Source organism: Streptomyces sp. A1277, assembly GCF_004795015.1.
In the GTDB taxonomy this organism is placed as follows: Bacteria; Actinomycetota; Actinomycetes; order Streptomycetales; family Streptomycetaceae; genus Streptomyces.
On sequence record NZ_SSBI01000004.1, the window covers coordinates 78554 to 89980 of the forward strand.

An 11427-nucleotide genomic window follows, 5' to 3' on the forward strand; every position below is an offset into this window, starting at 1 on the left:
GAGGACCGTGCGGGGAGCGAGTCCAATTCTTCCTGGCGTATCGGCAGGCGGCAACGAGCAATTGGCGAGGCTGACGGTAATCAGCTGGAATGACACGGATATCCCTGCCCAGTCCGGCCCCGGCTGACGCCTTCTGTCACGCCTGAACGGCGAGGACCAGCGGAAACACCGCTTGCGCCCCGGCCCGCCGCAACAGCCTGGCCGCCACGGCGAGCGTCCAGCCCGTGTCCGACAGATCGTCCACGAGCAGCACCGGCCCGTCTGCCGACGCGAGGGCCTCGGCGAGCTCGGGCCCCACGGCCAGCCTCTCGTGCAGCGCCCGTACCCGCTGAGCACTGTTGGTCTGCGAGATCCGGACGTCCTCGGCGCCCGGAGCAAGGCCGACGCGCCCCAGCAGCGGCATCCGCCCCACCTCGGCGATGTGCCTGCCGAGGGATTCGACGAGCTGCGGTCTGCGCTGTGAGGCCATGGTGACGACACCGACCGGCCGCGGCACCGCATCGACGGCGTCCGGGGCCCAGCCACCGGGCCCCCGGGCCCAGTCGGCCAGCACGGTCACCACCGCGGCGGCCGCATCCTCCGGCACCGGACCGTCGGGGGCCTGCGCCGCCAGCATCGGACGCAGCCTGTTGCCCCACCCGATGTCGGAGAGCCGGCCCAGCGCCCGGCCCGTCCCGGAGAGCTCTCCCGCCGGAATCCGCCCCTTGAGATCGACACCGACCGACGCCAGACCGGTCGGCCACATCTTCCGCGGCTCCACCTCCACACCCGGCCTGCCCAGCTCACCCTTCGCGGTGTCCAGCGCGGCGTCGGAGACGCTCTCGTCGAACCGCGCCCCGGCACAGTTGTCGCAGCGCCCGCACGCGGACGCCTCCTCGTCGTCCAGCTGACGGCGCAGGAACTCCATCCGGCAGCCGTCCGTCGTCGCGTAGTCGCGCATCGCCTGCTGCTCCGCCGCCCGTTGGCGGGCCACCCAGGCGTAGCGCTCGGCGTCGTAGACCCAGGGCTCACCCGTCGCGGTCCAGCCGCCCTTCACCCGCCGGACCGCCCCGTCGACGTCGAGCACCTTGAGCATGGTCTCCAGCCGGGTGCGCCGCAGGTCGACCAGGGGCTCCAGGGCGGGCAACGACAGCGGCCGGCCGGCCTGGGCGAGCACGTCGATGGTGCGCCGGACCTGCTCCTGGGGCGGGAAGGCGACCGACGCGAAGTACTGCCAGATCGCCTCGTCCTCCTTGCCCGGCAGAAGCAGCACCTCGGCGTGCTCGACACCGCGGCCCGCGCGGCCCACCTGCTGGTAGTAGGCGATGGGGGAGGAGGGCGAGCCCAGGTGCACGACGAAGCCGAGGTCGGGTTTGTCGAAGCCCATGCCGAGCGCGGAGGTCGCCACCAGCGCCTTGACCCGGTTGGCCAGCAGGTCGTCCTCCGCCTGCTGCCGTTCGGCGTTCTCCGTGCGGCCGGTGTACGAGGCGACGGTGTGCCCGCACTGACGGAGGTAGGCCGTGACCTCTTCCGCCGCCGCGACCGTCAGTGTGTAGATGATCCCCGAGCCCGGAAGCTCCTTGAGATGGTCACCGAGCCACGCCAGCCGGTGCGCGGCGTTGGGCAGCCGCAGTACACCGAGGCTCAGGCTCTCGCGGTCAAGCGGGCCCCGCAGGACGAGCGCGTCCGTACCGACGCCGGTGCCCAGCTGCTCCGCCACGTCGGCGGTCACGCGCGCATTCGCCGTGGCGGTGGTCGCGAGCACCGGCACACCGGCGGGGAGGTCGGCGAGCATGGTGCGCAGCCGCCGGTAGTCGGGGCGGAAGTCGTGACCCCAGTCGGAGATGCAGTGCGCCTCGTCGACGACGAGCAGCCCGGTCGCCGCGGCGAGCCGGGGCAGCACCTGGTCCCGGAAGTCGGGATTGTTCAGCCGCTCCGGGCTGACCAGCAGCACATCGACCTCACCGGCGGCCACTTCGGCCTGGATGGTGTCCCACTCCTCCGTATTGGACGAGTTGATCGTGCGCGCGCTGATGCCGGCCCTGGCCGCCGCCGAGACCTGGTTGCGCATCAGCGCCAGCAGCGGCGAGACGATGACGGTCGGCCCGGCGCCCCGGGCGCGCAGCAGGGAGGTCGCGACGAAATACACGGCGGACTTGCCCCATCCGGTCCGCTGGACGACCAGCGCCCTGCGCTTGTCCGCGACGAGCGCTTCGATGGCCCGCCACTGGTCCTCGCGCAGCCGGGCGGTGCCGGAGGCGTCGCCGACGAGTCGGGCCAGTACGGAATCGGCCGAAGCCCTGAGTTCTGCGCGGTCTGCGTTGGTCATGCCCCCATGCAACCCGATGGGTCCGACAACCGCGAACGCCTAGTCACACACTGTGGATAAGTTATCCACAGGGGGTAGCGAAGATCGGCGGACCGCGAGACGGTCGTGCCATGAACAAGCACCACGAATCCACCGGCCCGTCCGACGAACAGCAGATCACCCTGCGAGGCCCGGCCGAGCTGGCCGACGCCCTCCCGTACCTCATGGGCTTCCATCCGAACGACAGCGTGGTCATGGTCGCCCTGCACGGTGGCCGCGGCCGGTTCGGAGGGCGCCTCAGGCTCGGCATCCCGCAGTCCGCGCAGGAATGGCCGTCGGTGGCCGAGCAGCTCGCCGAATGCCTCGTCAAGGGGAGCGAACGGCGCGGCGAGCGGCCCGACGCCATCGTCATCTTCCTCTGCCAGGACCCGGCCGACGGAGAGACAGGCAACCAGACGATGGAACGGCTGCGACCGTTCGCGCAGCGACTGCGTACGGCCTGCGGCGCACTGGACGTGCCCGTGCTCGAAGCGCTCTGCATCTCCGGCAACCGCTACTGGTCCTACGTCTGCCCCGACGCCCGCTGCTGCCCGGCCGAGGGCAACCCGCTGGCCATGCCCGGGACTTCGGTGATGGCGGCGGCGGCCACCTACGCCGGGATCCAGGTGCGCGGGTCGCTGCGCGAGATGGAGGCGAGGCTCACACCGCTCACCCGCACGGCCGGCGAGGGCCAGCAGAGTGCCCTGGACGCGGCGGGGAGCGCGATGGTGCCCAAGCTGCTCGATCAGGAGGGCCGCAAGGAGGTCGGCAGTGCCACGCTGGAGCTCGCCCGCCGGCTCATGGACCGCCTCGGTCGGGCGGCCGCCACCGCGCCCTCGCTGGCGGACATCAACGACGACCGGCTGATCAGCGACGAGGAGGCCGCATCGGTGATCCTCGGACTCCAGGACCGGGAGACCCGCGACCGGGCCGCGGAGTGGATGGAAGGACCCGAGGCGGACCCCGCGTTGAGGCTGTGGCGGGCACTGGCCCGCCGCTGCGTCGCACCGTACGAGGAACACGCCGCGGCCCCGCTCACCCTGGCGGGATGGGTTTCCTGGTCCACCGGTGACGAACCTGCCGCGCGCGTGGCGCTGGGGCTCGCCCTCCGCCTCGATCCGGGCTACACCTTCGCCCAGCTCCTCCACGAGGCGTGCAACCAGGGCCTCGACCCCGAGACGCTGCGGCGCTGCCTGCGCGGTGAGCGCGGCGCCCGGGCGGCCCGGCACAGCCGGCGTACGGAACGGGTCGCGGGGGCCCGTCCCGTACGCCTGCGGCCGGCCGGGCGCGCCCGCACGCGCGCCGGTTCCACCCGGCCGGGCCCGGGCACGACGGCGGGCCGCCGCCGGGCGGGCCGCCCCGGTCTCCAGGGCCGCCGAGGCACCGGGACCCGTCGTTGATCCGTGTGCGGCGCCGGCCCCCGGCGCCGCACGCCAGGGAGGACCGCACTCGCGCTCCGGAGCCCTCGGTGCGGGTTCCGCGAGCTCGTGAAGAGACCCGGGGAAGGGAGTGTTTATCGTCAGGAAGACGACTATGATCGCGGCATGCCGCCCTACGACCCGTCGACCTTCCCGCCGTTCGCCGTCACCGTCGACCTGGTCGTGCTCACGGTGCGTCGGCACGCCCTCTGTGCGCTGGTGGTACGCCGAGGCGAGACCCCGTTCCAGGGCAGGTGGGCCCTACCCGGCGGCTTCGTCAAAGCCGACGAGGACCTCGGGGCCGCGGCGGCTCGGGAGCTCGTCGAGGAGACCGGCCTGTGCGCACAGGACCCGGCCGCCCCGGCCGTCGGCAACGGCGCCCATCTCGAACAGCTCGCCACCTACGGCGACCCGGCGCGCGATCCGCGGATGAGGGTCGTCAGCGTCGCCCATCTCGCGCTGGCTCCGGACCTGCCCGCTCCCAGGGCAGGCGGCGACGCGAACAGCGCACGGTGGGCGCCGGTCGAGGACCTGCTCGGCCCGGAGGCCGGCTACGGCCCGGACGGTGAGCACCAGGCCCCGTTGGCCTTCGACCACGCGAGGATCCTCGCCGACGGAGTGGAGCGAGCCCGCTCCAAGATCGAGTACTCCTCGCTGGCCACCGCCTTCTGCCCGCCCGCGTTCACGGTCGGGGAGCTGCGCCGGGTGTACGAGGCGGTATGGGGTGTCGTGCTCGATCCGAGGAACTTCCACCGCAAGGTGACGGGTACGCCGGGCTTCCTGGTCCCGGCCGGCGGTACGACCACCAGGCAAGGGGGCCGGCCCGCCCAGCTGTTCAGGGCCGGTGCGGCGACGGTGCTCAACCCGCCGATGCTGAGGCCCGAGGTCTGACGGGTAGGAGGTAGCAGGCGGGGGCGGGGGTGGGGGTGGAGGGGCGGAACTCGGCCGGCGCGTCGTAGGGCATCCGAAGCGCCGCGCATCCCGCGCTACGCGAAAAGTCCTATATGTCGGGTTATCGTGCTGCGGTACTCACTCGCCGCCGGGCGGCCTCGCCTTCGCCGTCCCATTCCCTGCGAGAGAAGCGATGCTCCAGGCCATCGGACTCACCAGCACCCGCCCCCGTGGACAGACGCCCGCCGTGGACGACCTCACGTTCGACGCGGAGCCCGGCTGCGTCACCGCGCTTCTGGGGGCGCCGGGTTCCGGCAAGACCGCGGCCCTGCGGCTGATGCTCGAACTCGAACCCGGCCGGGGGATCACCTACTTCCGGGGACGCCCGCTGCACCGCGTCCCGCGCCCGGCCGGTGAGGTGGGCGTGGTGCTGGGAGACGTGCCGGGGCACCCCGCGCGGACCGTTCGGGGGCAGCTTCGGATGCTCAGCGCCGCGGCCGGAGTGCCCGCCTCCAGGGCGGACGAGCTGCTCGACGAAGTGGGGCTGGCGGGTCTCGGGGACCAGCGCATCGGTGCGCTCTCGCTCGGCATGGACCGCCGACTGGGGCTCGCCTGCGCGCTGCTCGGTGACCCGCACACGCTTCTCCTGGACGACCCCGCGGAAGGGCTGGCCCCGCGGGAGGCCGAGTGGCTGCACGGGATGCTGCGTTCCCACGCCGAGCGGGGCGGAACCGTCCTGTTCACCACCAGCGACCCCAAGGAGGCCGCGCGCTCGGCCGGTCATGTGGTGACCATCGACGGCGGACGCCTGATGGCCGACCAGGACGGCGCGGCCTTCGCCCGTACCCGGCTGCGGCCCCGGGTGGCCGTCCGCTCCCCGCACGCCGCCCGCCTCGCCTCGATCGTGAGCCGGGAGGCGCGGGCCGCCCGCAGGCACGTCGAAGTCGTCGCCGAGGAGGGCGGCAGACGGATCTCCGTGTACGGCAGCAGCTGCGCGGAGGTCGGTGACACGGCGTTCCGCCATGGGCTCCCCGTCCACCAGCTCGCCGACGAGGTCGGCGACACGGGGTCCGTCGGCGGGTCCGCCGGCTCTGCGTTCCGAGTCGGCGCCCCCTCGCTCGATGCCGATGCCGATGCCGATGCCGATGTCGATGTCGATGTCGGCGTCGACGTCGATGCCGAGGCCCTGGCGCGTACCGGTACCGACGTCGATGCCGAGGCACCCGGGGTCGGAGCGCCCGCCGCCGCCGAGCCGCGCCCCGCTGAGCCGCGTCCCGCTGAGCCGCGCCCCGCGCCGCCCGTCACCGTGCCCCGCCGCGTCGCGGCCGCCACGCGCGGTGAGCTGCCGCCCCCGATCCGGCGGCGCCCGGCCCGTGGGCCGCTGCGGCCGGTGCGCTACGAATTGCGCCGCTTGTTCGGCGTGCGGATCACGACGACGGTCATGGCCGTCGTCCTGGCCGCCTCCGTCGGGCTCTCCGTACTGCTGGGCCGCGACGGCCGTACCCCGCTGCCCGACGTACTCGCCGCCTGGCCCTCCTTGCTGCCGTTGCCGCCCGCCGCGCTCGGGGCGGGACTGCTCGGCGCCCTTTCCTTCGGCGACGAGTTCCGGTATCCGGCGCTCGCCGCGGGCCGGGGCACGGTGCCCCGCAGGCTCGGACTGCTCCTGGCCAAGCTGGCCGTGTCCGGGGGCGTCGCGCTCCTGCTGGCGCTGGTCGTCGTGCTGGCCTCGGCGGAGTCCCTTCGTCTCGTCTACGGCGGCAACTTGTTCCGGGTCCCGTCGAATGCGGTCTTCCTGGCCGCGAGTTGGTCCGGCCTGACCGTCGGATGCGCCTGGGCCGGACTGCTGGCCGCCGGCATCTTCCGGGTGACGGCCGCGGGGATCGCCGCCGTACTCGCCGTACCCGTACTGATGGTGCCGCTGATCGAGCGGATGCCCAAGGGGGCGACCGCGCGTTCGGTGACCGGACTCCCGGGTCGGCTGCGGGAGCTGGCCTGGCTCCAGTGGCCGCGGGAGGCGGACCGGTGGCTGCTGGCCGCGGTGCGAGTGGTGGCACATCCGGTGGGGGCGGCCCTGGCCGTGTCGTTGTCCGTCCTCGTCTGCGCGTATCTGTTCACCAGCCTCCGCGGAAGGGTTCGTTGGTGATCGTTGAGTGCGCAGGGACGCGGGGGGTCCTCGTAACTCATTTTGAAATGCCCGGTTTATACCAGTAAGGCGTCAATTGAGGGGCGAGTGCCGATCACCCTTTCGTGTGCTTTTCAGCAAAGACCTCAAGGGGCGGCTGAGACCCGCCGACAAAGGATGCGTGAGTACCCTTGCGCACACCATGATGACCACCGCCCGCTCCGCCGATTCCGGCGTCACCGGCCCGGGCGAACTCGACCGTTACCCCTACGCGGAGGCGCCGGCCGGCGAGCGCGCCGCCGCGCGGTCCTGGGACGGTCCCGATGCCGAGCTCGGCCGGGTGGGCCGACGAGGATCGGCCAGCCGTGGCCGCGGGCTGCACGGCCAACTTGTTCAGCAGCTGGGGCAGATGATCGTTTCCGGCGACCTCGGTGCGGACCGACCCCTGGTGCCGGAGGAGATCGGCCAGCGTTTCGAGGTTTCCAGGACCGTCGTGCGGGAATCCCTCCGCGTGCTCGAGGCCAAGGGGCTGGTCAGCGCCCGCCCGAATGTGGGCACGCGGGTGCGGCCGGTCAGTGACTGGAATCTGCTCGATCCCGACATCATCGAATGGCGTGCCTTCGGTCCGCAGCGCGACGACCAGCGTCGCGAGCTGGGTGATCTCCGGTGGACGATCGAACCGCTCGCCGCCCGCCTGGCCGCCGGTCACGGGCGCGAGGATCTTCAGCAGCGTCTTGGTGACATGGTCGAGATCATGGGGCACGCGCTCGGGCAGGGCGACATGATCACGTGTGCCCGCGCCGACGCGGAGTTCCACTCCCTGCTCATCCAGGCCGCGGGCAACCGCATGCTGGAGCACCTTTCCGGAATCGTTTCCGCCGCCCTGCAGGTTTCCGGGGGCCCGGCCACCGCTTGTGACCGCCCCAGCGACGCGTCCGTCGCCCTGCACGCGCGCATCGTCGACGCCCTCGCGTCCGGCGACTCCGCGGGCGCCGAGGCTGCCATGCGCCAGTTGCTGGTGGGCCACCACGAGGTGGAGCGAGTGGTGCCGGCGCCGCGCGAGCACTGATCGCGGCACGGGCAGGGTGTACGCGCCACGTGCCGCCGGACCCCGGGGTCCGGCGGCACAGGGGCGAAGAGATGTCGCCTTGGTCGTGTTCATCGCAAATGGGGTGTGACTCGGGCCACGCGGAACGGACGTAACACTCCTCGAAACAGCGCGATGACTTAAGAGGTGACCGTCGCAGAAGGAATACAGCAGCCGTTCAGGGCGCTGTGCAGTTCTGTGGCCTAGCCCGCGCCGTCGGTGCATTCCCCGCCCGGCGGTCGTCGGTTCCAGCCCTCTCCGGGCCGGGCCGGAAGCCGTTTCCATCGTTCCGAGAGGTTGTTCGTGTCGGCCAGCACATCCCGTACGCTCCCGCCGGAGATCGCCGAGTCCGAATCTGTGATGGCGCTCATCGAGCGGGGAAAGGCTGATGGGCAGATCGCCGGCGATGACGTGCGTCGGGCCTTCGAGGCTGACCAGATTCCGCCAACCCAGTGGAAGAACGTTCTGCGCAGCCTCAACCAGATCCTCGAGGAAGAGGGTGTGACGCTGATGGTCAGTGCCGCGGAGCCGTCGAAGCGCGCCCGCAAGAGCGTTGCAGCGAAGAGCCCGGCCAAGCGCACCGCCACCAAGACCGTCGCGGCCAAGACGACGGTGACGCGGACCGTCGCGGCGCCCGCCGCCCCGTCCGCCGAAGCCGCGGACCCGGCGGATGAGGCCCCCGCGGCCGCGCCCGCGAAGAAGGCGGCTGCCAAGAAGACGGCCGCCAAGAAGACCGCCGTGAAGAAGACGGCCGCCAAGAAGACGGCCTCGAAGAAGGCCGGCAAGCAGGACGAGGAGATTCTCGACGGCGACGACGTCGTCGAGGAGGTCAAGGCCGGCAAGGGCGAGGAAGAGGAGGGCGAGGGCGAGAACAAGGGCTTCGTCCTCTCCGACGACGACGAGGACGACGCGCCCGCGCAGCAGGTCGCCGTCGCCGGTGCCACGGCCGACCCGGTCAAGGACTACCTGAAGCAGATCGGCAAGGTCCCGCTCCTCAACGCCGAGCAGGAGGTCGAGCTCGCCAAGCGCATCGAGGCGGGCCTGTTCGCCGAGGACAAGCTGGCGAACTCCGACAAGCTCGCCCCCAAGCTCAAGCGCGAGCTGGAGATCATCGCCGAGGACGGGCGCCGCGCCAAGAACCACCTGCTGGAGGCCAACCTCCGCCTCGTGGTCTCGCTGGCCAAGCGCTACACCGGCCGCGGCATGCTCTTCCTGGACCTGATCCAGGAGGGCAACCTCGGTCTGATCCGCGCGGTCGAGAAGTTCGACTACACCAAGGGCTACAAGTTCTCCACGTACGCCACCTGGTGGATCCGTCAGGCGATCACCCGCGCCATGGCCGACCAGGCCCGCACCATCCGTATCCCGGTGCACATGGTCGAGGTCATCAACAAGCTCGCGCGCGTCCAGCGCCAGATGCTCCAGGACCTGGGCCGCGAGCCCACCCCGGAGGAGCTGGCCAAGGAGCTCGACATGACCCCGGAGAAGGTCATCGAGGTCCAGAAGTACGGCCGCGAGCCGATCTCCCTCCACACCCCGCTGGGTGAGGACGGGGACAGCGAGTTCGGTGACCTGATCGAGGACTCCGAAGCGGTCGTCCCGGCCGACGCGGTGAGCTTCACGCTCCTCCAGGAGCAGCTGCACTCGGTTCTCGACACGCTGTCCGAGCGTGAGGCAGGCGTGGTCTCCATGCGCTTCGGCCTCACCGACGGGCAGCCGAAGACGCTGGACGAGATCGGCAAGGTCTACGGCGTGACGCGCGAGCGCATCCGTCAGATCGAGTCCAAGACCATGTCGAAGCTGCGTCACCCGTCGCGCTCGCAGGTCCTGCGGGACTACCTCGACTAGGTCGACGACAGCAGTACGCAGAGCGAGGGCCCGGCTCCTGAAGGAGCCGGGCCCTCGCTCTGCGCGTCTCCGGCTCGGCGCCTCCTCGTGGGGTGCGCGGAGGTGCGCGTCGGCGTCAGCGGAATGACTCTGGGTAGGCATCACCCACCACGGAGTCAGGAGTACGCATGTCCCGCACCGTCGTCCGCACCATGACAAGGGCGCTCGCCCTCGCCGCCGCCACGGCCGTCATACCGCTCGCTTCCCCCGCCACAGCGGTCGCGGACAGCATCATCATCGGAGGGCGGCCCGCGCACGTCGCGGACAGCCCGTGGGTGGTCGCCCTCTCCAGCCGTGACCGGTTCGGGGGTACCAGGGCCGGCCAGTTCTGCGGCGGCGTCGTGGTGGAGCCCAGGAAGGTGCTCACGGCCGCGCACTGCCTGAGCCGGGAGGCGCTGGGCACCGATGTGGACCAGGTGGGTGATCTGCGGATCATCTCCGGCCGCGACGAGCTGAACGGCACGGGCGGCAAGGAGATCCCGGTGAGCGGGACGTGGGTCAACCCGGGGTTCGACGCCACGACCAACAGCGGGGACGTCGCGGTGCTCACGCTCTCGGAGGCGCTGCCCGAACATGACGCGATCCCCATGGCCGAGGCCGGTGACACCGCGTACCGGGCGGGTACCTCTGCGGAGGTTTACGGCTGGGGTGACACCACCGGTTACGGCGACTACGTGACGTCACTCAGGTCCGCCCAGGTGAGCATCCTGCCCGACAGTTCCTGTGAGCAGGCATACCCGGGCGGCAGGAGCGGCACGTACGACGCCTCGTCGATGCTCTGCGCGGGCGAACCCGAGGGCGGGTACGACGCGTGCCAGGGTGACAGCGGAGGGCCCCTGGTGGCTCAGGGGCGGCTTGTGGGCCTGGTGTCCTGGGGGAACGGCTGCGGCCGCGCCGGAAGCCCCGGCGTGTACACGCGGGTCTCCGCCGCCATCGAGTGGATGGCGGCCGCCGACTGACCGGGCACACCCCGCAGATACGAGAACGGGCGGCTTCCCTCACCGGGGAAGCCGCCCGTCGGCCGGTCCGGAACCGGCCCCTGGCTCGTCGTGGATGCGAGGTGTCAGTGTTGTTCCTCTTCGGCGGCTTGGGCCTGCACGGCCGTCAGTCGGTCCGTCTCATCCTGTATTTCCGCGGCGATCTTCTTGAGTTCCGGCTCGAACTTGCGACCGTGGTGGGCGCAGAAGAGCAGTTCACCGCCGCTGATGAGCACGACGCGCAGGTAAGCCTGGGCGCCGCAACGGTCACAGCGGTCTGCTGCGGTCAGCGGGCTCGCGGGGGTCAGAACAGTAGTCACGTCGCCTCTTCTCTAGCTCGACGAGCTGTCGTACCAGGGTCAACATCCAACCAGGCCGAAAACGTTCCCGCTCGTGTGCTTTTCTTCGAAACTTCTTCTCGGGATGGCTGTCTGTTGCCGGTTCGCGGCGAATGTGCCGTATTGCGTGGCGCTACGGTTTCGCGTTGCTGGGCTTGGTCAGTCCGGGCCGGCTGGCTTGCCGGTTGTTCATGAGGACGTGCCCGGAGCCTAAATGGTTCATGCCTGGAAGGGAACGTGATGTGCACGTCACTCCAAGGAGGGATCGAACGTGTATGCGAGTCTGGTTTAGTCTGAGGGTTCTTCCTGGGTGGCGTGTCACCCGCTCTACCAGGCATCGGTACCCTCACAGCGGCACCCGAAGCCGAGCCCGTGACCCAC

At 71.2% G+C, this 11427-nt stretch carries 8 protein-coding genes; 6 read left to right on the plus strand and 2 right to left on the minus strand.

Annotated elements, in window-relative coordinates:
* Window positions 1-136: 136 nt before the first annotated feature.
* Entirely contained in the window at window positions 137-2308 is a 2172-nt protein-coding gene (locus E6R18_RS04180; protein WP_136315466.1) for a RecQ family ATP-dependent DNA helicase, read from the minus strand.
* Between the two features lie 110 nt (window positions 2309-2418).
* On the opposite strand from E6R18_RS04180, the gene E6R18_RS04185 reads away from it, so the two are divergent.
* From E6R18_RS04185 to E6R18_RS04210, 6 genes are all read left to right on the plus strand, one after another.
* Window positions 2419-3726, plus strand: a complete 1308-nt coding sequence (locus tag E6R18_RS04185) for a DUF4192 domain-containing protein (RefSeq protein WP_136315467.1) — start codon at window positions 2419-2421, stop codon at window positions 3724-3726.
* Window positions 3727-3870: 144 nt separating this feature from the next.
* Window positions 3871-4635, plus strand: coding sequence for an NUDIX domain-containing protein (locus E6R18_RS04190; RefSeq protein ID WP_136315468.1), 765 nt, complete (start codon window positions 3871-3873; stop codon window positions 4633-4635).
* 193 nt (window positions 4636-4828) lie between these two features.
* Entirely contained in the window at window positions 4829-6778 is a 1950-nt protein-coding gene (locus E6R18_RS04195) for an ABC transporter ATP-binding protein (protein ID WP_136315469.1), read from the plus strand.
* Window positions 6779-6959: 181 nt separating this feature from the next.
* Window positions 6960-7826 carry a FadR/GntR family transcriptional regulator gene (locus E6R18_RS04200; RefSeq protein ID WP_276607253.1) on the plus strand — a complete coding sequence of 289 codons (867 nt, stop codon included), beginning with the start codon at window positions 6960-6962 and terminating at the stop codon, window positions 7824-7826.
* A gap of 321 nt (window positions 7827-8147) precedes the next feature.
* Window positions 8148-9692 carry an RNA polymerase sigma factor gene (locus E6R18_RS04205; RefSeq protein ID WP_136315471.1) on the plus strand — a complete coding sequence of 515 codons (1545 nt, stop codon included), beginning with the start codon at window positions 8148-8150 and terminating at the stop codon, window positions 9690-9692.
* A 167-nt stretch (window positions 9693-9859) separates the two neighbouring features.
* Entirely contained in the window at window positions 9860-10690 is an 831-nt protein-coding gene (locus E6R18_RS04210; RefSeq protein WP_136315472.1) for a serine protease, read from the plus strand.
* Window positions 10691-10794: 104 nt separating this feature from the next.
* On the opposite strand, the gene E6R18_RS04215 is transcribed toward E6R18_RS04210, so the two are convergent.
* Entirely contained in the window at window positions 10795-11028 is a 234-nt protein-coding gene (locus E6R18_RS04215) for a hypothetical protein (protein WP_024489001.1), read from the minus strand.
* Between the last annotated feature and the right edge of the window lie 399 nt (window positions 11029-11427).

Excerpts from the sequence above, each read along its gene's own strand:
- E6R18_RS04200 (WP_276607253.1), top strand. The coding sequence starts at position 6,960 with ATGATGACCACCGCCCGCTCCGCCGATTCCGGCGTCACCGGCCCGGGC.
- E6R18_RS04190 (WP_136315468.1), top strand. The coding sequence starts at position 3,871 with ATGCCGCCCTACGACCCGTCGACCTTCCCGCCGTTCGCCGTCACCGTC.
- E6R18_RS04210 (WP_136315472.1), top strand. The coding sequence starts at position 9,860 with ATGTCCCGCACCGTCGTCCGCACCATGACAAGGGCGCTCGCCCTCGCC.
- E6R18_RS04180 (WP_136315466.1), bottom strand. The coding sequence starts at position 2,308 with ATGACCAACGCAGACCGCGCAGAACTCAGGGCTTCGGCCGATTCCGTA.
- E6R18_RS04195 (WP_136315469.1), top strand. The coding sequence starts at position 4,829 with ATGCTCCAGGCCATCGGACTCACCAGCACCCGCCCCCGTGGACAGACG.
- E6R18_RS04185 (WP_136315467.1), top strand. The coding sequence starts at position 2,419 with ATGAACAAGCACCACGAATCCACCGGCCCGTCCGACGAACAGCAGATC.